The organism is Kitasatospora sp. NPDC058492 (assembly GCF_042720685.1).
In the GTDB taxonomy this organism is placed as follows: domain Bacteria; phylum Actinomycetota; class Actinomycetes; order Streptomycetales; family Streptomycetaceae; genus Kitasatospora.
The window spans coordinates 1-20,935 of sequence record NZ_JBHXMU010000043.1 but is presented as its reverse complement, the minus strand read 5'-3'; the positions used below and the strand labels follow the sequence as shown (position 1 = coordinate 20,935).

Sequence of the window (20,935 nt, the reverse complement as noted above, 5' to 3'; positions counted from 1 at the left end):
GCGTGGTCAGCAGCCGAAGTTGATCAGGCGGAAGGTCACGTAGTGGTCGCCGGTGTAGTAGTCCTCGCGGGTGCGCTGGCCGGTGACGACCCGGCGGGTGCCGCGGGTCGGCGAGCCGGGCGTCACCACGGTGTACTCGTGGTAGTAGCCGTAGGACTGGCTCGGCAGCACGCGCTCCTTGTTCTGGAACACCACGCCGTCCTGGCTGTACGGGAAGGGCCCGCCGGAGGCGATCAGGTTGAGCGTGGTGCGCGCCTGCGACGGCAGGGCGGACAGGCACACCGAGCCGCTCACCGCGGCGTGCGCCTCGGTGGCGACCGCGACGGGCGCGAGGGTCATCAGGGCGACGGCGGTGACGGCGGCGGCGCGGGACTTCCACGCGCGTAGAGTTCGGGTCATGACAACCAGCATGGCGACCGGACCGGCCCGCCGAAAGCCCTGATCCAACTCTTCATCTCGGGTCAACTCGACGTACTCACAACAGACTTGACCTGGAAAGCAGCCGGTCCGGGCCCGCACCCTGAGCCAAGGCGAGCCAAGCCAAGCCGAGGCCGGACACGCCTGCGCCACCGGGGCGTTCACCGCCCCGGTGGCGCGTCCGGCGTCTCGGCGTCAGCCCCGGGGCAGGGCCAGGGACTGGACGGCCGGAAGCTTGCGCCAGTCGCTGGAGACGATGCTGGCGTGCGCCCGGGCCAGTTGCTCGGTGCGGGCGCGGGCCTGCTCGGCCGTCGGGTCGGTGGCACTGATGGCGGGCGCCACGTTGTGCGCGTCCGTCATGACCAGCAGGTAGTGCGAGCGGTCGTACCACGCGGTGTCGACGCCGTTGAGGTACGTGGCGGCGTCGCCGTCGAAGACCACGAACCAGGGCCGGATCCCGGCGTCCGCGCCCGTGTACGCGGCGCGCGGGTCTCCGGTCTTGGCGCCGTGCACGGCGGGGAACAGCTGGGCGTCGCCGATCCGGCCCGCGGCGGCGAGGTCGCGCAGGTGGCGGCCGTACTCGACATCGGTGTGCAGGGTGTCGAAGGGGTTGCTCTCCTCGACCGTCCCCGGGATCGCGTACAGCAGGACCTTTCCGGCCAGCGCCGCGCGGCTCGGCCAGTTGCCGGCCCGCACCGCCTCGTCGACGCCGGCGTACGAGCCGCCGCCCGGCTTGACGAGCAGGTCGGCGGGGCGCAGCACGGCCGGGCCCAGGTGGGCGGCGATCAGCGTGTCCAGTTCCGTCGGCCCCATGCCGAGGTTGGCGGAGAAGCCCGCCTTCAGCTCCAGCTTGACGACCAGCGGGCCGGCGCCGGGGTGGGCGCCGAGCCAGACCCGGACGTCGTCGAGGCAGTTCTCCAGGTTCTTGTTGGCGCCGCCGCTGTAGAGCTGAGCCGGGGTGCTGGCGGCGGTGCAGTTGTTGGAGTTGCCGAGCGGGTTGGAGTGGCTGACCTTCCACTCCTTGGTGACGATGTCCGTCCAGATGTCCAGCTCGATCATCCCGGTGCCGGTGTCGAGCCCCTGGGCGAGGTACGGGTAGGCCGCCGGGTCGTAGGTGTTGTGCAGGCCGACGGTGGTGGCCGAGCCGAACGGCAGGTCCGCCGGGCCGCTCGCGGCCGCGTCCTGCGCCGCGTCGGCGGTCGCCGGTATCAGGGCCGCGGCAGCGGCGAGCAGGCCGGCCGCCAGGATGGCGGCGGCGGTGCGGCGTACGGTCACAGGTACTGTCCCCCCAAGTGCGGATGTGCCTCCGGCCGCCCCTCCCGGACGGTCGGACGAAGCATCGCCCACCAGGGCGAGCTTCGGGTGAAGAAGACACGACAATAGCGTGACGGCTGTACCGCTCCCGCCCGGGTTAGCGTGGGCCGTCCAGCAGGCGCGGCCCGGTCCGCGCCGGAGCACCGAGCACCGGAGGAACTCCCGTGTCCCTGGTCCGCGTCCACAACTTCTCGATCTCGCTCGACGGCTACGGAACGGGCGAGGGGCAGAGCCTCGACTCGCCGTTCGGCCACGCCGGCGACCGACTGCACGGCTGGTTCTTCCAGACCCGGACCTTCCGGCGGATGCACGGCCGGGAGGGCGACACCGGCGGCGACACCGGCGTCGACGACGCGATGGCCCGCACCTGGAGCGACGGCATCGGCGCGGAGATCATGGGGCGCAACAAGTTCGGCCCGCAGCGCGGCCCGTGGCAGGACCACGAGTGGCAGGGCTGGTGGGGGCCGGAGCCGGTGTTCCGCACCCCGGTCTTCGTCCTCACCCACCACCCGCGCCCCACGCTGGAGATGGCGGGCGGGACGACCTTCCACTTCCTCGACGCCACGCCCGAGGAGGCACTGCGCCAGGCCCGGGAGGCCGCCGACGGGAAGGACGTCCGGATCGGCGGCGGCCCGAGCACCGTCCGGGCCTTCCTGGCGGCGGACCTGATCGACCACCTGCACGTGGTGGTGGTGCCGATCGTCCTCGGCCGCGGCGAGCGGCTCTGGGACGGGCTCGAAGGCCTGGAGCAGCGCTTCCGCACCGAGGCGGTGACCAGTCCGAGCGGCGTCACCCACCTCACCTTCACCCAGCGGTGACCGGGCGGTAGCCGGGCAGCAGCCGAAGGCGGTGGCCTCCCCGCACCCGCGGGGAGGCCACCGTCACGCTCGGACCGTCAGACCTGTCGGACCGGTCAGGCCCGGCCAGAACCGGTCAGACCCGGTCGGCCGCGATCAGGACGTACTGGAACGAGCCGTCCCTGTAGGAGTTGATGAACGCCTCCTCGATGCCGGTGACCAGCGAGGAGGTGGCGCGCAGCTCCCAGTAGGGCAGGGTGGCGGGGGTCAGGTCGATGACGGCCTGCGGCACCAGCCGGTTGTCGGCCATCGCCCGCAGGTACTCCCGGCGGGAGTGGATGTTGCACTCGAAGTGCGCGTTGATCTGCGAGACCCACTTGGACGGCTGCCCGTAGGCGGGGTTCCAGCAGCCGGTGACGGTCACGTACCGGCCGCCGACGGCGAGGATCCGGGAGTGCTCGGCGAACAGGTCGTGCAGGTCGACGTACATGCTGGACTCGTTGTTCCACGAGCCCGCCACCTGGCCGGTCTCGAACGGCATGTCGAGCATGTTGCAGACCTGCGAGCGGACGAAGTCGCCGATGCCCAGCTCGCGGGCCCGGTTGTTGCCGAATTCGGCCTGCTTGGCGGAGAGCGTGACGCCCTGGACCCGGCAGCCGAAGCGCTGGTGGGCCATCACCATCGAGCCGCCGCGGCCGCAGCCGGCGTCCACCAGGGTGGCGTCGGACGGAACCGCGCCCAGGTGGTCGAGGAGCAGCTCGGCCTGCGCGGACTCCAGGCGGTGCAGCTCGGTGATCACCTTCTTCTCGCGCTCGCTGTCGGCCGGGTCGCCGATGGCGGCCTGGTCGACGTCGCCGATGCCGTAGTGGTGGTGGTAGAGGCCGTCCACGTCGCCGAGGCGAAGGTTGACCGGCCGTGCCTCGTGGTCCCAGTAGCGTGCGATGTCGCCCTGGTAGGGAGTCGCCGGCCCGGGGATGGCGGCGGTGTCGGCGGGGGTGGTGATGTCGTCGGTCAGGGACATGCGTCAGCTCCTAGCGGGTGATCAACGGAAGAGGGATGGCTGCCGGAAACGGTGGTTACCAGAAGTCGGGCAGGGTGTAGCGGAAGGAGTTGGTCCGGTGCCAGAAGTGGTTGCCGTCGACCCACGCGGACACACCGCGCAGGAACCGTACGAGGGTCGGGACGGGGCAGGCCGCGGCCAGCGCGGCCGCCTCGGCCTCGAAGGCGTGCATCAGGTCGTTGTGGACCTCGACCGCCTTGAGGTAGCCGTCCCGGTGCGAGCAGTCCTCGCGTTCGGCGATCACCACGGGCAGGTTCAGGTGCACTCCGGGAATGGACAGCTCCTTGGTGTACGAGTACAGGTCGTTGACGATGGTGGTGGCGTTGCCGGCCAGGGCGATCACGCGCTGCATGGCGGGTAGCGCGTGCAGTTCGACGGGCAGCTCGTAGCCGCCGACGGTGTCCGTGATCGTCGGGCAGGGGCGGAAGTTGTTGAACTGGCGCATCGCCAGGTACTCCCACACCTGCGGGACGTGCTCGGTCTCGGCCCACGACGCCTCGGCGAGGTACCCGAGGTGCAGCCGGGCCATGTCGTGCCGGAACCGGTCCGCCTGGGAGGGCGTGGAGGCCCGGGTGAAGTACTCCATCGCGGAGCGGTACGCCCGGCGGGGGGCGTCCTCGTGCAGCGAGGCCTCCCACTCCGGGTGGTACTCCGGCGTGGTGTGCAGCGGGTCGAGCGCGGTGTGCGCCAGTAGCAGGCGCCCGCCGAGGCCGACCGGTGAGCCGCCGTGATCCTCGCAGTAGCAGTCGTCGACCGCGTTCTCGGCGACCATCAGGCGGGCGGCGAGCATCAGGTGGTCGACGCTGGGCGCGTCGGGGTGGCAGGCCACCATGTAGCGGCCGGTCGAGAAGCCGTCGAACTGCTTCTCCCAGTCCGGCGGGTACAGCTCGACCTCGTCCAGCGCCCAGGCCTTGATCCTGAGGCTCAGTTCCTCCACCCGCACCGGGTCGGGCTCGGCCACCGGGTGGTGGTAGAGGCCCGGGATGGCGTCGCCGGGCTTCGGCTTGGAACCACCCGGCTTGGAACCACCCGGCTTGGAACCGCCCGGCGCGGGGCTGTCGGACGCGGGGACGCCGGGCACGTGGGTGTTGGGTGCGGGCGCGGTCGGGACGGGGGGACTCGGTGCCAGGTTCAGGCCCGCGGTGCCCAGGCCGCTCGGCCCGCGCAGGATCCGCTCGATCGCCGAGGAGCTCATGACCCCACCGCCGCGGCGGCAGTGCGCTCGAAGGGTGTCCCCGCTCTGGTACACAGGGGCATGGAGCCTCCTCTGACTCTGATGAAGGATCGCAAGACATGACGGCTTGTCACCTGGCCGACGGCGCGGGCGGTCTTCGAACGCGCCCCCGTCTCGCTCGGTTCACAACCGTAGGCGCGGGGGCCGGTTCGGAAACGTTCCGGACGATCTTCTACACCCGATCAGGTGAACGTGGGCCCGTATGGCGTTTGAAACGCCGCCTCCTCATGCATCGGTCCGCCGCGCCCGCCGGTGTAAGGGGGAGAAGAATGGCCACGACCCCGTGACGGAACGGGGCCAGGAAGGACGTACCAGCACATGGAGACCCAGGGCCGCAGCCGCACCGCACTGGTCGAGGACCTCATGGAGCGCTTCCCCGACGTGCCCCGGGAGGCCGTGATCAAGGAGGACCTGCTGCGCGGCGGCATGGCCTTCGACGAGTCCGCCCTCAGCGGCAGCACCGGCGCCGACGGGAGCGGCGAGGTCAAGCCGAAGTCGTACTTCATCTTCTCCTTCGACCACCGCACCCTGCCCGAACTCGGCGCGGCCGCGCTCAACCGCCCGCCGGAGGAGGTCGTGCTCACCGGCGGCCCGTACGGGCTGCGCCGCACCGTGGTGTCGGTGCGCGTCAACCCGGACTCGCCGTACCGGGTCGGCGCCGGGGAGGACGGCACGCTCGGCCTGTACCTCGACGGCGCGCGGATCGCCGACGTGGGCCTGCCCCCGATGCCCGACTACTACCGGCACACCCTGGCCAACGGGAAGTCGGTGATGGAGGTCGCCCCGACCATCCAGTGGGGCTACCTGATCTACCTGACGGTCTTCCGGGTCTGCCAGTACTTCGGCGCCAAGGAGGAGTGCCAGTACTGCGACATCAACCACAACTGGCGCCAGCACAAGGCCGCCGGCCGCCCCTACACCGGGGTCAAGCCGGTCGAGGAGGTGCTGGAGGCGCTGGAGCTCATCGACCGCCACGACACCGCCCGCGCCTCCCAGGCGTACACCCTCACCGGCGGCGCCATCACCTCGCAGGTCGGCGGCCGGGACGAGGCCGACTTCTACGGCCGGTACGCCAAGGCCATCGAGGAGCGCTTCCCCGGGCGCTGGATCGGCAAGGTCGTCGCCCAGGCCCTGCCGCGCGAGGACGTCCAGCGCTTCCACGACTACGGCGTGCGGATCTACCACCCCAACTTCGAGGTCTGGGACAAGCGCCTGTTCGAGCTGTACTGCCCCGGCAAGGAGCGCTACGTCGGCCGCGACGAGTGGCACCGGCGCATCCTCGACTCCACCGAGGTGTTCGGCCCGGAGAACGTGATCCCCAACTTCGTCGCCGGGGTCGAGATGGCGCAGCCCTTCGGCTTCACCACCGTCGACGAGGCCATCGCCTCCACCCGGGAGGGCCTGCGCTTCTTCATGTCCCACGGCGTGGTGCCCCGCTTCACCACCTGGTGCCCCGAACCCACCACTCCGCTCGGCAAGGCCAACCCCCAGGGCGCCCCGCTGGAGTACCACATCCGCCTGCTCCAGACCTACCGTGCCACCCTGGAGGAGTTCGGCCTCTCCTCCCCGCCCGGCTACGGCCCGGCCGGCCCCGGCAAGGCGGTCTTCTCGGTCAGCTCCTTCATGGACTCGCTGCCCGGCTGATCCCCCGGCACACGCCGCCCCCGGCCGGCATGACGGGACGTCAGGATGATGCCGGGGGCCGTCGGACCACCGCGAGGAGGAGGCGGACCCCGCCGATCGGCGCGTGGGTGGGGGTACGAACAGCGTGTTAGCTTCCCGCCATGGGATTACGTGGGGCTCGTGGGGTGGCGGCGCGGTCGGCGATCGAGGGGATGCGGGAGCTCGCCGGGGAGGGGTTGACGACGCCGGAGGTGTTCCGGCGGGCGGACGAACTGCTGCGCCCGGTCCTGGAGTTCGACGCGGTGTGCTGGCACACGGCGGATCCGGCGACCGGTTTGGTGAACTCGGTGCAGAGCGAGGACCTCAGCCTGACGGCGTACGAGCACGCCGTCAGGCTGGAGGTCTGGGAGGACGACCTGGCGACCTTTCCGAAGATCCGGCGCAGCGGGGTGCAGGCGGAGACGCTGAGCCGGGCGACCAAGGGGCGCCCGCAGGAGAGCGTGCGGTTCCGGGAGCAGGTGGCGCCGGCCGGGTTCGGGGACGAGCTGCGGGCGGTGTTCGACGCGGCGGGCGGGATGTGGGGGTGCGCGGCGTTCATGCGGGCCCCGGACCGCGGCCCCTACCTGGGACGCCAGCGCGAGCTCGCCGGCGCCGCCGCCCGCCACCTGGGCAACGCGCTGCGGGCGAGCCACGTTCCGGCCGGCGCGCCGGACCAGGAGGGCGCGGGGCCCGCGGTCCTGCTGCTCGACCGGCGCAACCGGCTGCGGGCGATGTCCGGCCCGGCCGAGGACCTGCTCGCCCGGCTGGCCGACCCCACCCCCACCTCGCTCAGCGTCCCGACCTCCGTGGCGATGGCCGCCGAGCACGCCCGCCGGGCGGCGCACGGGCTGGCCGCGCCGCAGACACCGGTGCGGGTCCGCACCCGGGACGAGCGCTGGTACCTGCTGCACGGATCGGCGCTTCGCGGTGACGCGGCGGCCGACGAGGTGACGGTGGTGGCCACGCTCGCCTCGCCGGCCGAGGTGATGCCGCTCTACCTGGCCGCGTACGGGCTGACCGCCCGCGAGCAGGAGGTGGCGCTGCTGCTGGTGCGCGGCAGCGACACCCGGGACGTGGCCCGGCTGCTCGCGATGACGCCGTACACGGTGCAGGACCACCTGAAGTCGGTGTTCACCAAGACCGGGGTGGGCAGCCGGCAGGAGCTGATCGCGCGGATCATGCTCGGCGGGGGGCGCTGCTGACCCGGGGCCCCGCGCCCCAGGCGCGCGCCCCGCCGTACGCCCCCAGGAATCTGGGATGGCCGCGACCCCGCCGCGAACGTGAAGATTTCCCCACGGGGGATTCACGTCATGCACATGACGGCTCGCAGTGCACCCATTTCCAGCGGAGGAGCACCCTCATGAGCTCGCGCACCCGGCGCACCGCCTTCACCTCAGGAGTCGCCGCGCTGGTCGCGGTGACCGGGCTCGGCCTCGGCGCCGCGCCCGCACACGCCGACACCACACCGCCGACCGCCACCTGTGACCCCGCCCGCGACTACCTGTGGGAGGACATCGCCTCCGCCCGGGTCGAACCGACCGTCACCGACTTCCTCGCGGTCGCGATCACCCCCGGCACCACCGGCAGTTACACCAAGACCCTCAGCGAGGTCGACTCGGTGAGCACCACGATCAACACCAGCACCGAGGTGAGCGCCGAATTCAAGGCGATCTTCGCCAAGGTGAGCGTCAAGGTCGGCTTCTCCGTGGCCAACACCAAATCGACCACCCGCACCACCACCGTCACCGACACCGTGAACTTCAACAGCCCCGGCTACTACGGCCTCTACCGCGGCACCCGAAAGGTCACCGGCGAGTGGGTCCGCTACATCTGCGCCCGCAGCGGGAACACCGGCTACTGGATCAACACCAGCCCGAACGGCCCCGGCACCTTCACCACCTTCGACGTCCCGGAGCAGGGCACCGTCTCCTGCGCCTACCCGGAGCCGGCCGGCACCCTGCGCGCGGCCGCCCGGGCGCGACTCGTCTGCTGATGCCCAGGATCGCGGAAACGACCCAACCCATTTGCTGCGAAAGCGAGTCCACCATGCCCGAACCGCACCCTCGACGCTCCCGGGCCCGACGCCCGCTGAACGTCCTCGGCACGGCGGCCGCCGTCGGCGCCCTGCTGTTCACCGCCTCCCCCGCCGCCCTGGCCGCCCCCACGTCGGCCACCGCACTCGCCGCGGACCCGGAGAGCGAGTACCCCTGCGACCCCGGCCTCTACCGCATCAACACCGCCGGGGCCGACCGGCCGCTGACCGTCGCCCTCTCCTCCGGGAACCACGGCTCGGTCATCCAGTACTTCTGGGGCGACGAGTCGAACCAGAAGTGGCAGGTCTGTCGCAAGCACGCCTCCGACGGCCGCGAGCTGGTGTACTTCCGCGACAGCTGGCGCGGCTGGTGCATGGTCGTCGACCGCTGGGGAAAGGACGACGGCAACTGGATCATCACGGTCGGCTGCGGCGACGTCGTCCCCGAGAACCAGGCGTTCTGGATGGCGAAGGTTCCGGGCAGCAACCGCTTCGCCCTCCAGAACGTGAACTCCGGCAAGTGGGTCGCCGCCCAGAACCACAGCGACGGCCTGGGCTACCAGATCGTCCAGGACAGCCGACCGGACCTGTTCTACCTACAGGCCGTCTGACCGCACGGCACACCACGAGGAACGCCCGTCGCGCCAGGCCGGACAGCCCCGGCCGGGCACGGCGGGTCCGGGGCGCCGATCCGCCGACCCCGGGGCACACGTCCAAAAATACCGGGTGGGGTATCCTGAAAGAACTGGCCGCCCCATCCGGGGGTGCGACGTGAGGAGCAGCGCGATGTGTCGACGAACCACCTGCCGGACGTGTGGCAAGGCAAGCTACGCGGGGTGCGGCATGCACGTCGAGCAGGTGCTCGCCGGGGTGCCCAAGTCCGGCCGCTGCGCCTGCGACCGGACGAAGGGCAAGGGCGGCGGCTTCCTGGCGAGGCTGCTCGGGCGCCGCTGAGGCACGACCGGCCGGGCACCCTGCCGTCCCGCGCAAACGACCCGATAAGATGACTGGCGGTGTGCCGGGAAGTCTGGTCGGCTCGGGGGACGACTGCAGCGCTCGGGCGGCGGCGACCCCGATCGTCGTGATGGGTCGTTTCCGCAAATGCGCGCCGTGGGGATCGTTCTGGTTCTGGTGGTTCTGGCCACGAGCGTGGCCACCTTCGCCCAGCGGTTGCGGGTGCCCGCGCCCTCCCTGCTGGTCCTGGTCGGCCTCGCGGTCGCGATGGTCCCGGGCGTGCCCGCGCTGCACGTACCGCCGCAGGCCATCGCCCTGGTGGTGCTCCCGCCCCTGCTCTACTCCTCCGCCGAGGAACTGTCGCTGCGTGATCTGCGCACGGTGTGGCGCCCGGTGACGATCCTCTCCTTCGGCCTGGTCTTCGCCTCCGCCGCCGCCGTGGGCTTCGTCGCCGTCGCCGTCGCCGGGCTCCCGCCCGCGATGGCGTTCGTGCTGGGGGCCGTCCTGTCCAGCACCGACCCGGTGGCCGTCACCGCGCTCGGCCGCCGGCTGGCGCTGCCGGGGCGCGTCCAGGTGCTGGTGCAGGCCGAGAGCCTGTTCAACGACGCCACCTCGCTGGTGCTGTTCAAGGTCGCCGTCGGCGTCGCCGTGGCCGTGGGCGGCACGGTGGACCTGCCGGCGGCGGGCGGCGAGCTCCTGCTGCTCGGCGGGGGCGGCAGCCTGGTCGGCGCCGCCGTGGCCGGCCTGGTGTGGCTGATCCGGCGCCGCACCGCCGACCCCGTCCTGGAGACGGTGATAGCCCTGGTCACCCCGTACGCGGCGTACGTGCTCGCGGAGTCCACGCACACCTCCGGGGTGACCTCGGTCGTGGTCGCCGGCGTCCTGCTCGGCCGTTCCGGCCACCGCCTCACCGACGCCCGCATCCGGCTCCAACTGCACGCCGTCTCCGCGGTGGTGGTGTTCCTGCTGGAGAGCGTCGTTTTCGGCATCGTCGGCCTGCAACTGCCCGCCCTGGTCCGGGACCTGCCGGCCGGCACCGGCTGGTGGCCGCTCCAGGCGCTCGCGCTGGCGGCCGTGCTGATCGCCGTCCGCGTGCTGTGGACGCTGCCGCTGACCCGCGGGGTCAAGCCCTCCCGCGGCCGGCTGTCCTGGCGGGTCGCCGGGGTCGTCACCTGGGCCGGCACCCGGGGCGTCATGCCGCTGGCGGCGGCCCTGTCCATCCCGCTGCTCACCACGGACGGCAACCGGATCCCCGGGCGCCCGCTCGTCCTGGTGCTGACCACGGCGGTGGTCGTCCTCACCCTGGTCGTGCAGGGCCTGACCCTCGCCGCCGTGGTCCACCGCTCCGGGCTCGCCCTGGAGCCCGAGCACACCGCCCGCGAGGAGGACGACGCCCGCGACGCCCTCAACCGCGCCGCCCTCGACCACGTCGACCACCTCGCCGCCCTGGAGGTCATGCCCGACACCGCGATCGACCGGGTCCGGCGCGGCCTCGCCGCCCGCCTCGACCGCACCCCCGAGACCCCCGACGGCACCACCGCCGACGCCGCCTACCGTCAACTCCGGCGCGAGGTCATCACCGTGCAGAACGCCCGGCTGCACCGCCTCTACGAGGAACACCTCATCAGCGACACCACCCTGCGCCGCCTCCAGCGCGACCTCGACCTGGAGCAGGCCGGACTCGGGCGGGTCTGACCGGCCTGACCCGGCCGGCCGTGACGGCTTGCGGCCCCCGGTCTTCCGCACCCCCGCACCGCAGGTCAGACTGTCGCGAGCAGTCCGACGCAGCACCGAACGGGGGCCACATGGCACAGGGCAGGAAGAAGCAGAAGAGACCACTGAGCGCGGCGGCCGCCGCCGCCCAGCGGCCGAAGAGCGCCAAGCGGAAGCCCCGGAAGGACAAGCCGCTCGCACCCCGCACCATCCGCCGGGCGGCCGTCCTGGTCGCGGTACTCGCCCCGCTGCTGCTCGTCGGCCTGATGGCGCTCGCCGTGGACCCGGACTACTCCGCCCTGTTCACGATCCTCGCCGTGCTGGTGCTCATCACCTCCCTGGGCGGGCTGATGATGGTCCGGGCCGCCGGCTGGGTGCTCTGGCCCGGCGTCCTGCTGGGGATCCTGCTGCTGGCCCTGCCACCCACCACCATCCGGGCGGAGGTGCTCGCGCACCGCGGGGAGCGGACCGAGGTCGTCGTCACCGAGGCCCACAGCTCGAAGGACCGCAGCGGCCGGATCAGCTGGTCCTGCGCGATCCGCCGCACGGACGGGAAGCCGCTGCCGCACCCCGAGTTCCAGGGCTCGGGCTGCTCCGGGTCCTCCTCCGCCGGCACCACCACCACCGTCCTCGTCGACCCCGACGGCTGGGCCCCGCCGGCCGGCACGGACCTCGACCTCGCCTTCCTGCACGGCGGCGTCTACGCCCTGGGCGGCCTCAGCCTGCTCTGGATCCTGCTCGTCACCGCCGCCGCCCGCCGCAGCCTCCGGGAGTCCCGCGCCGCAGCGCCCGCCTGACGGTCGGGCACCGCTCCTGCCGTACGCCCGCCACGCCGGACCGGAACGCCCTCTCGACTGCGGCGGGGTCGCGGCCGCATCCTCGATCCGGTGCGCTGTTCCGGCGCCTCCCGCCCGCCCCGACCCGAGCGAAGGAGCCCCATGGACCGCCCGCTGGACCGCCCCCGCCTCGTCCTGGACCCCACCGGCCGCGACCGTGACGCCGAGACCGCCGAACTGTGCGCCCGCGGCCCGGCGACACCCGTCGACATCCTCGGCGTCGAGGCCTGGGCCGTGGCCGACCCCGTCCTGCTCGAAGAGCTCCTCAAGGACCCCCGGGTCTCCAAGGACGGCCACCAGCACTGGCCGGACTTCGCCGAGGTCGTCCCCACCTGGCCGCTGGCCCTGTGGATCACCGTCCGGAACATGTTCAACGCGCACGGCGCCGACCACCGCCGGCTGCGCCGGCTCGTCGGCTCCGCCTTCACGGCCCGTCAGATCGGCGCCCTCGCCGAGCGCATCGAGCAGCTGACCGACGCGCTGCTCGACGACCTGGCCGCGACGCCGCCCGGCGTGCCGGTCGACCTCCGCGAGCGGCTGGCCTACCCGCTGCCGATCCAGGTGATCAGCCGGCTCCTGGGCCTGCCGGACGACCTCCAGGAGGGGTTCCGGCACATCGTCGACCGGGTCTTCTCCACCACCCTCACGCCCGAGGAGTCCGAGGCCAACGCGGCGGCGTTCTTCGCCATGCTCGAAGGGCTGATCGCCGCGAAGCGCCGGCACCCGGGCGACGACATGACGTCCCTGCTGATCGCCGCCCGCGACACCGAGGGCGACGGCGCCGCGCTGACCGAGGAGGAGCTCCGCGACACCCTGTTGCTGGTGGTCTCGGCCGGCTACGAGACGACGGTGAACCTGATCGACAACGGCATCGCGCTGCTGCTCACCCACCCCGAGCAGCTCGCCACGGTCCGGGCGGGTCGGGCGCGGTGGAGCGACGTCGTGGAGGAGGCACTGCGCCGCGACGCCCCGCTGGCGCACCTGCCGCTGCGCTTCGCCATCGAGGACATCCGGCTGTCGGACGAGGTGACGATCCGCCGGGGAGAGGTCATCCTCCCCTCGTACGCGGCCGCCGGGCGCCACCCCTGCCGGTACGGCACCACCGGCGACGTCTTCGACGTCACCCGGCCCGTGAAGGACCACCTCGCCTTCGGACACGGCCCGCACTTCTGCCTGGGCGCGCCGCTGGCCCGGATGGAGGCCGGGACGGCGCTGCGCAAGCTCTTCGAGCGCTTCCCGGACCTCACGCTCGCCCCGGGCGCCGAGCTGAGCCCGGTCGCGTCGCTGATCTCCAACGGCCACCGGTCGCTCCCCGTCCTGCTCACCGCCGGGCGTGCCGACGGCTGAGCGGGGGCCGCCCCGGCGGCCGGCGGCTGCTCGCCGGGCCCGCGCGCCCGGTCCGCGCGGGCGGTCGGTCCGTCAGGCCGTGCTGCCCTTCGGCACGGTGTAGAGGCACTCCTCGATCCGGTCGATCAGGCCGCCCTCGAACCGGAAGTACACGACGGTCGGGACCTCCTGGACGACCCCGTCGGCCGACAGCAGGTGGATGACGTGCTGCTGGAGCACCTCGTCCGGCTTCTCGAACTGGCGGAGGACCTCGAACCGCAGGGACTCGACACCGGCGGCGAAGGCCTTGAAGTGCACGAGCCGCTCGTCGATCGCCTGCTCGTCCTTGCCGTCGTTCTGCCACACCGTGGCCTTCTCGGTGCACAGCGCCCGGAAGCCGGCGAAGTCGTTCGCCTCCAGCCGCCGCAGACCCGAGATGACCGTCTCGCCGATGCTCTGTGCCATGCCGAACTCCTGTGTCCGTCGGGTCGAATGCGGGGATGGTGGCGCGGTGGTGCGGTGGTGCTCTCAGCGGTGAAGCAGGCCGAGGTGGCGCAGGTCGGTGACGTACTTGCGGACGAGGGCCGCCGACAGGTGCGGGATGTCCTGGTCGGCGCCGGCCTTGGCGGCCCGCACGGCGGCCCGGAACCCGGCGGCGGGGATCGCCGACCCGGGGACGGCCTCCCCGGGCCGCGCGAAGGCGCGCAGCAGGGGCAGCAGTGAGTGCTGGCGCTGCTTCTCCGGCAGGGCGCGCAGCGCGGTGGTGATCCGGGCGAGCCAGTCGTCGTAGTCGTCGACCCGCCGGATCGGGTGGCCGGCCTCGATGAGCCAGTCGACGAAGGTGTCCAGGCAGACGCCGTCGTCGTGCGGGTTCAGCGCGTTGAAGGTCCGGTAGCCCTCGGTGGCCCGCGCGCCCAGCGCGGTGACGGCCTCGGCGGTGAAGTCGACCGGCAGGCCGTCGTAGTGGGCGCGCCCGCCGCCCCGGTAGAAGGAGCCCGGGGCGATGCCGGTGGCGAGCAGGCTGAGCAGCAGGCGGGTGAACACGTCGGGCACGTTCAGCTGCCCCCGGTACCTGCCGTGCGCGAGGATCATGTCCGACCGCAGGGTGACGACCGGCAGTCCACACAGGTCGTGGGCCTCGCGGAGCAGCACCTCGCCGGCCCATTTGCTGGTCGCGTACCCCTGCGCGTACCCGTCGGATCCGGGCGCGGATCCGCCGCCGGAGCCCCGGGCGAGGTGCCGCACCGGGCTGGTGGCGCGGATGTCGCCGTCCTCGTCGAGGGCCGCGGCCGCGGCGCCGGCCACCACGGCGACGGTGGACACGTAGGTGACGGGCTTGAGCCGGGTGGTGAGTGCCAGCCGGATCAGTTCGGCCGTGCCGACGACGTTGGGCCCGAACAGCTGGTCGTAGGGCAGCACGTGGTTGACCAGGGCGGCCGGGTGGACGATCAGGTCCACGGTGTCGGCCAGCCGCTGCCAGGTGTCCTCGGCCAGGCCGAGGCGCTGCTCGCCGATGTCGCCCGCCAGCACCTCCAGCGTCCCGTCGGCCAACTCCCGGTACCTCCGGAGCAGTTCGTCGTCGCCGCTGTCGAAGGCGGCCTCCAGCCGCTTCGCCGCGACGGCCGCGTCGGCGCCGCGGACCACGCAGACCAGCCTGCCGCCCGCGGGCGCCAGCCGTTCCAGCCACTCCAGGCACAGGAAGCGGCCGAGGTAGCCGGTGGCCCCGGTGAGCAGGACGGTGCGGACGGCGCCGTCGGGGCGGGGCAGCGTCGGGGCGGCGGCGAGCGTCGCCGCGTCGAGGAACCTGTCCAGGGTGAGGTCGCCGGCGCGGGCCTCGGCGGCGTGCTCGCCGTGGACGGAGGCGGCGGTGGGCCGCGCGGCGCCGGAGCGGCGCCGCTCCTCGATGTAACCCGCCACCCGTGCCAGGTCGTTGGCCGGGCTGATCACCACCCCGACCGGGACCTCGACCCGGAAGATCTCCGTCATGAGGGCGGCGAAGGACAGCGCGGACAGCGAGTCCCCGCCCAGGTCGGTGAAGTGCGCGTCGGCGCTCAACTCGGCGCCCGCGCAGCCCAGCAGCGCCTGGGCGGCCCGGCCGACCGTGTCCAGCACCGGCTGGTCGGGCCCGGCCCGGCGCAGGTCGTGCAACCGGCGCTCCTGCCCGTCGGCGAGTTCGGCGTAGAGCCGTTCCAGGGCCTCGCCGTAGCGCTCCCGGAGCCGGGGGCGCAGCGGTTTGTGGCTGTCGGCGAGCAGGCCGTTCGCGGCGCTGAAGGGTTCGGTCTCGATCAGGATGTCGCGCGGGATCTCGTAGGAGTTGAGCTCGGCCTCCTTGGCGATCCGCTGGAGCGACTCGATGAGCAGCGGTTTGAGCGACTCGGTGTCCCCGCCGGCCCTGGCCAGCGCGTCCGGGGCGGGGACGACCACGGCGAGCGGGTAGGCGCGCTCGCTGTTGCCGTACACGAAGACCTGCCGGATCAGCGGGCTGGCGACGAAGGCGGTCTCCAGGCGGGAGACGGCCACGAACTCGCCCTGGGAGAGCTTCAGGACGTCCTTGGTGCGACCGACGTAGACCAGCCGGTCCGGCCCGGTCTCGGCCATGATGTCGCCGGTCCGGTAGTAGCCGTCCGCGTCGAAGATCTCGGCGGTGAGTTCGGGCCGCTTGTAGTAGCCGGGGATGGCGGTGGCGGTCTTGAGCAGCAGTTCCCCGCGCGGGTGCGGCGAGTCGGTCCGGAAGTAGCCGAGCTCCGGGACGTCGACCAGCTTGTAGTCGATGACCGGCGGGCGCTGCACCACCGAGTCGAGCAGCACCCCGCCGGCCTCGGTGGAGCCGTAGCCGGTGTACAGGTGGAAGCCCAGGCAGGACTCGACGAAGGCGGCCACTTCGGCGGAGAGCGGGGCGGTGCCGCAGAAGGCCTTGGTGACGCGCCCGCCCAGGACGTTCTCCCGCAGGTCGGTCTTGACCGCCGTGTCGACGTCGCCGGGTTCGCCGGAGCGCCGGTCCAGTTCGCTGCGGTACCGCTGGAAGAGCAGGTCGCAGATGCGCGGGACCATGGTCAGCTCGGTGGGGCGGACCAGGGCGATGTCGTCGAGCAGGGTGGACAGGTCGCTCCTGGCGGTGAAGTGGCCGACGCCGCCCCGGGAGAGCGAGCCCATCAGTGCCCAGTGGCCGGCGAGGTGGCTCTGCGGCATGTAGTGGACGCTGACCGGGGGTGCGTCCTCCGCGCCGTAGCTGAAGCCGTTCCACGCGGTGCGGACCAGCCGCTGGGGGTACACCGCCCCCTTCGGGGTCCCGGTGCTGCCGGAGGTGTAGATGAGCAGCGCCAACGGGTCTTCACCCGGGGCGGCGACGAACAGGGGCGCGGGCGGCAGGCCGGCTCCGGCGTCGATCACGGCGGCCAGCGGGTCGACGGCCACCGGGCGGCCGGCCCCGGCCAGGCGCCGCCGGGCGGATGCGAGGGCGTCGCGCTGCTCGGCGACGTCGGGGCGGTAGTCGAACACGATCACGCGCCGGATCGAGGGCGCCCCGAGGACGGCTTCGACGGCGGTGTCCAGCCGCTCGATGCTCGCCGCGAGGGCGCGCGGTTCGGTCTCCGCGACGATCGGCGCCAGCTGGGACAGCGGCGCGCTGGACTGCAACGGCACGACCACCACGCCCGCGTGCAGGCACGCGAGGTCGAGCGTGGCGTAGTCGGTGCTGGTGAAGCCCAGGATGCAGAGCCGGTCGCCGGCGCTCAGCGGGTGGTCCGGGTGGTGGTGCCACTCGGTGGCGACGGCGCGCACCCGGGCCCACAGTTCGCGGTAGCTGACGGTCTCGAAGCGGGGCAGCAGGCGCCCGGTCACGGGCTCCCGGGCGCGTTCGCCGAGGGCGGGCCGGTCGCCGTAGCCCTCCATGATGGCCGCCATGGCCTCGGCGAGTCCCTTGTCCGGATCACGCACGGCCGCGGTGATCGCCTCCGGTGGTTCGGCCATGCTGAGTCCTCCCGTAGCGTCCGGGTGATGTCCGGCATCCGGTTGATGTCGACGTGTGACCTGGGGCGGGCCGGCCGGAGCGGCCGCCGGCCCGTCGGGCCCGGGCGGTCGTTCCGGCCGGCGGGCGTCTCACCAGGCGACCGGCAGCGCGTCCGCTCCGCGGATGAGGCGTTCCGTCCGCCAGGTGACCTGGTCGGCCGGCACGGCGAGGTGCAGACCGGGCAGGCGGCGCACCAGGGAGTCCAGGACGACGCGCAGTTCCATCCTGGCCAGCGCCGCGCCGAGGCAGTGGTGGATGCCGTGCCCGAAGGTGACGTGCGGGACGATCCCCCGGTGGAAGTCGATCTCCTCGGGGCGGTCGAACACCTCCGGATCCCGGTTGGCCAGGGAGAACTCGGTGACCACCGCGTCGCCGGCGCGGACGGTCTGCCCGCCCAGTTCCACGTCCTCGGTGGCGATCCGGGTGAAGCCGGCGGTGGCGCTGATCGGGATGATCCGGGAGAGCTCCTCGACCGCGTCGGGGATCAGGCCGGGATCGGCGACGAGCTCGTGCCAGAGGTCGGGCCTGGTCAGCAGCGTGTAGACGAAGTTGCCGATCTGGTTGGCGGTGGCCTCCTGGCCGGCGGACAGCAGGCTGACCCCGAGGCTGACCAACTCCTCCTCGGTGAGCCGGTTCTCCTCGTCCTCCACGGCGACCAGTTCGCCGAGCAGGTCGCTGGTGGGCTCGACGCGGCGCTCGGCGACCAGGCCGGCGAGGTAGTCGTTGAGGTGCCCGCGGTCCCGTGCGGAGCGGGCCGGGTCGGAGAGCATCAGCAGGCCGTCCACCCAGGCGTTGAACCGGTCGCGGTCCTCGACGGGCACGCCGAGCAGTTCGCAGATCATCGTGATCGGCAGCGGCCAGGTCAGCATCTGGGTCAGGTCGGCGGGCGAGCCCGTGGCGATCATGGTGTCGAGCAGTTCGTCGACGATCTGCTGGGCGCGCGGGCGCATCGCCTCGACCCGGCGCACGGTGAAGGGGTTGGCGACCCTGCGCCGCAGCCGGCTGTGCTCCGGCGGGTCCATGCTCAGCATCGAGGTGCGGGGCAGGCCGGCCGAGACGATGCGGGGCACGTCCTCGCCGGCGGCGGCGGCCCGGCTGAACCGGGGGTCGGCCAGCACCGTCCTGACGTCGGCGTGGCGGGTGACCAGCCAGGCGTCGCCGCCGTAGGGCAGGCTCACCCGCAGCACCGGCTGCGCGCTGCAGGCCTCGGCCAGCTTCGGGTCCACGTCGAGCTGCTCGGCCGGACCGAACGGATAGGCCCGCGGCCCTTCTTCTGTCGCGGTCATCGTGTCAGTCCTTCCAGTCCTGGCGGGCGGTCACAGGGACGCGCTCTTGCCGCCGTCGATGACGAGGTTGCTGCCGGTGATCCACGAGGCGCGCCGGGAGACCAGGAAGCCGACCGCCTCGGCGATGTCCTCGGTCTGACCGATCCGCCCGAGCGGGACCTCGTCGGCCCAGTCCCCCTCGGATTCCATGCCGAGATAGTCGACGATCTTGTCGCGTGCCTCATCCGCCCCAGGAGTCATCACGTTTCCCGGGGAGATCGCGACGACCCGGATTCCGTCCGGCGCCAACTCGACCGCGAGACCCTTGCTGTACACCTCCAGCGCGGATTTCGCGGCGGCGTAGTGCAGGATCATCGGGTAGGAGGAAATGGTCGCGATGGAGGAGAGGTGCACGATGACCCCGCCGCCCGCCGCGCGCATGGCCGGCACGAGTGCGGCATTGAGCCGGACGGCGGCCAGGAAATTGATGTCGACCGTGTACTGCCAGTCGTTCTCGATTTCCAGCGCGGTCTGGAAGGCCCGGCAGCCGCCCGCGTTGTTGACCACGATGTCGACCCCGCCGAGGGAGTCCAGCGCGGCGTCGGCGAACGCCCGCACCCCGGCCGGCGAGCTGAGGTCGGCCTGGATGAACTTGGCCGCGGACGGGGTGTGTTCGGTGGGGTTGCGGGCGGAGGTGACGACGGTGGCTCCGGCGTCCAGCAGGTGCTGCACGATCGCGGCGCCGATGCCCCGGCTGCCGCCGGTGACCACGGCCCGTTTGCCGTCCAAGTCGTGGGAAATCTGCGCGGTAAGGCGACTCTCGCTCACCCTGGGTTCCGCCACCTTTCGTTCCTGGGAAATTCCTTTCCGCGGCACTGGTCGGCAAGGGAATCAATTCTCCAGTTGCGACCCAGAAGGCGACGCGGAACCACCTGCACCACTATCCGTGATCTCCCGGACACGGTCAACATGATTGTGTCGATGCCCTGCATCGCCTGAGGCAATGCAGGACGGATGACGGCACCCGCTGGACGCCGCGATCAACAGGGTCGATAATCGTGCGTTACCCATGTGCATCCGGCCACAGCATTTTCCGCGCGACCCGGCGGCGATTCGCCGGAGCAACGGAGAGGGCGCACACGGAATGTTCACACCATGAGTGCCGAGAACTCGGGAGAAAAGCATGTCCAGCTTGGACGAGCCGTTCGTCGTGGGTGATCTGACGGTCCCCAACCGCATCGTGATGGCCCCGATGACCAGGATGCAGTCCCCCGGCGGCGTGCCGGGCGAGGAGGTGGCCGAGTACTACGCCCGCCGGGCCGCCCACCAGGTCGGACTGATCATCACCGAGGGCACCTACGTCGACCGCGCCGCCGCCCGCGCGTACGACCACGTGCCCCACTTCCACGGCGAACAGGCGCTGGCCGGCTGGGCCCGCGTGGTGCAGCGGGTGCACGAGGCCGGCGGCCGGATCATCCCGCAGCTGTGGCACACCGGGGTCGTGCGCACCGGGACGGAGCCGCCCGCCGAAGGCCCGTCCGGGATCGGCCTGGACGGCGCCCCGGCCGGGCGGGCCATGACCCAGCGGGACGTCGACGACACGGTGGCCGCCTTCGCCGAGGCCGCGGCGACCGCCGAGCGGCTCGGGTTCGACGGCATCGAACTGCACGGCGCGCACGGCTACCTGATCGACGACTTCCTGTGGAGCGGCACCAACCGGCGCACCGACCGCTACGGCGGCGACCCGGCCTCCCGCGCCCGCTTCGGCGCCGAGATCGTGCAGGCCGTCCGCGCGGTCGTCAGCCCGGGCTTCCCGGTCTTCTTCCGGTTCTCCCAGTGGAAGGTCGGCAACTACGGGGCCCGCATCGCGCAGAGCCCGGCCGAGCTGGAGCAGCTGCTGACCCCGCTGGCCGACGCCGGGGTCGACGCGTTCCACGGCTCCACCCGGCGCTACTGGCAGCCCGAGTTCGACGGCAGCGACCTCAACCTGGCCGGCTGGGCGCGCAAGCTCACCGGCAAGGCCGCCGTGACGGTCGGCTCGGTCGGCCTGGACCAGCAGTACGGCGAGGGCGAGTTCGCCCAGGGCTACACCAGCCAGGCCGGCGTGACCGGCATCGACGAGCTGCTGGCCCGCCTCAAGCGCGACGAGTTCGACCTCGTCGCCGTCGGCCGCACCCTGCTCGCCAACCCGGACTGGGCCGCCAAGGCGCTGCGCGGCAACCTCGCCCGGACCGTCCCGTACGACCCGGCGGTGCTCACCAGCCTGGCCTGACAGCGCCGTTCGGCGAACGGGCGCCCGGAAGCCGGGCCGCGACC

General features: G+C 72.5%; 16 protein-coding genes and 1 pseudogene. 9 read left to right on the top strand and 8 right to left on the bottom strand.

The genetic code is table 11. The features are described 5' to 3' along the window. Positions 1–6: 6 nt before the first annotated feature. Complete coding sequence (locus ACFWPI_RS25805; protein ID WP_244293569.1) at positions 7–339, bottom strand: ribonuclease domain-containing protein; 333 nt, start codon at positions 337–339, stop codon at positions 7–9. A gap of 273 nt (positions 340–612) precedes the next feature. Then, positions 613–1,692: a phosphatidylinositol-specific phospholipase C domain-containing protein gene (locus ACFWPI_RS25800; RefSeq protein ID WP_380376042.1), complete on the bottom strand. Its 1,080-nt coding sequence runs from the start codon at positions 1,690–1,692 to the stop codon at positions 613–615. Positions 1,693–1,895: 203 nt separating this feature from the next. Here ACFWPI_RS25800 and ACFWPI_RS25795 point away from each other — a divergent pair, with 203 nt between their 5' ends. Continuing rightward, positions 1,896–2,549 carry a dihydrofolate reductase family protein gene (locus ACFWPI_RS25795; protein ID WP_380376044.1) on the top strand — a complete coding sequence of 218 codons (654 nt, stop codon included), beginning with the start codon at positions 1,896–1,898 and terminating at the stop codon, positions 2,547–2,549. Between the two features lie 115 nt (positions 2,550–2,664). On the opposite strand, the gene ACFWPI_RS25790 is transcribed toward ACFWPI_RS25795, so the two are convergent. Together ACFWPI_RS25790 and ACFWPI_RS25785 are read right to left on the bottom strand one after the other, a co-directional pair. After that, positions 2,665–3,549: a geranyl diphosphate 2-C-methyltransferase gene (locus tag ACFWPI_RS25790; protein WP_363375739.1), complete on the bottom strand. Its 885-nt coding sequence runs from the start codon at positions 3,547–3,549 to the stop codon at positions 2,665–2,667. A 55-nt stretch (positions 3,550–3,604) separates the two neighbouring features. Beyond that, positions 3,605–4,774 (bottom strand): annotated as a pseudogene (locus ACFWPI_RS25785) (family 2 encapsulin nanocompartment cargo protein terpene cyclase); the annotation flags it as partial. Positions 4,775–5,140: 366 nt separating this feature from the next. Between ACFWPI_RS25785 and ACFWPI_RS25780 the strand changes: the two are divergent. The 7 genes from ACFWPI_RS25780 (at position 5,141) to ACFWPI_RS25750 (ending at position 13,366) form a co-directional block, all read left to right on the top strand. Continuing rightward, on the top strand, positions 5,141–6,466 hold the full coding sequence (locus ACFWPI_RS25780) for a radical SAM protein (protein ID WP_380376046.1): 1,326 nt from the start codon (positions 5,141–5,143) through the stop codon (positions 6,464–6,466). Between the two features lie 140 nt (positions 6,467–6,606). Next, complete coding sequence (locus ACFWPI_RS25775) at positions 6,607–7,686, top strand: helix-turn-helix transcriptional regulator (RefSeq protein WP_380376048.1); 1,080 nt, start codon at positions 6,607–6,609, stop codon at positions 7,684–7,686. A 158-nt stretch (positions 7,687–7,844) separates the two neighbouring features. Next, entirely contained in the window at positions 7,845–8,477 is a 633-nt protein-coding gene (locus ACFWPI_RS25770) for a hypothetical protein (protein ID WP_063345941.1), read from the top strand. Positions 8,478–8,530: 53 nt separating this feature from the next. Continuing rightward, positions 8,531–9,127: an RICIN domain-containing protein gene (locus ACFWPI_RS25765; RefSeq protein WP_063345942.1), complete on the top strand. Its 597-nt coding sequence runs from the start codon at positions 8,531–8,533 to the stop codon at positions 9,125–9,127. A 490-nt stretch (positions 9,128–9,617) separates the two neighbouring features. After that, the gene (locus tag ACFWPI_RS25760; RefSeq protein ID WP_380376049.1) at positions 9,618–11,165 is read left to right on the top strand and encodes a Na+/H+ antiporter; all 1,548 of its coding nucleotides are present in this window, start codon (positions 9,618–9,620) and stop codon (positions 11,163–11,165) included. 110 nt (positions 11,166–11,275) lie between these two features. Beyond that, the gene (locus ACFWPI_RS25755) at positions 11,276–11,980 is read left to right on the top strand and encodes a hypothetical protein (protein WP_380376051.1); all 705 of its coding nucleotides are present in this window, start codon (positions 11,276–11,278) and stop codon (positions 11,978–11,980) included. Positions 11,981–12,121: 141 nt separating this feature from the next. Next, a complete protein-coding gene (locus tag ACFWPI_RS25750; protein WP_380376053.1) occupies positions 12,122–13,366 on the top strand; it encodes a cytochrome P450 in 1,245 nt (414 codons plus the stop codon). A 72-nt stretch (positions 13,367–13,438) separates the two neighbouring features. Here the strand turns inward: ACFWPI_RS25750 and ACFWPI_RS25745 are convergent, their stop codons facing one another. The 4 genes from ACFWPI_RS25745 to ACFWPI_RS25730 form a co-directional block, all read right to left on the bottom strand. Then, on the bottom strand, positions 13,439–13,810 hold the full coding sequence (locus tag ACFWPI_RS25745) for a nuclear transport factor 2 family protein (protein ID WP_380376054.1): 372 nt from the start codon (positions 13,808–13,810) through the stop codon (positions 13,439–13,441). Positions 13,811–13,873: 63 nt separating this feature from the next. Further along, on the bottom strand, positions 13,874–17,314 hold the full coding sequence (gene car, locus ACFWPI_RS25740) for a carboxylic acid reductase (protein ID WP_380376056.1): 3,441 nt from the start codon (positions 17,312–17,314) through the stop codon (positions 13,874–13,876). Positions 17,315–17,443: 129 nt separating this feature from the next. Continuing rightward, on the bottom strand, positions 17,444–18,640 hold the full coding sequence (locus ACFWPI_RS25735; RefSeq protein WP_380376058.1) for a cytochrome P450: 1,197 nt from the start codon (positions 18,638–18,640) through the stop codon (positions 17,444–17,446). Positions 18,641–18,670: 30 nt separating this feature from the next. Further along, entirely contained in the window at positions 18,671–19,447 is a 777-nt protein-coding gene (locus ACFWPI_RS25730) for an SDR family oxidoreductase (RefSeq protein WP_380376060.1), read from the bottom strand. 355 nt (positions 19,448–19,802) lie between these two features. Between ACFWPI_RS25730 and ACFWPI_RS25725 the strand changes: the two genes are divergently transcribed. Continuing rightward, the gene (locus ACFWPI_RS25725) at positions 19,803–20,891 is read left to right on the top strand and encodes an NADH:flavin oxidoreductase (RefSeq protein WP_380376062.1); all 1,089 of its coding nucleotides are present in this window, start codon (positions 19,803–19,805) and stop codon (positions 20,889–20,891) included. Positions 20,892–20,935 lie beyond the last annotated feature (44 nt).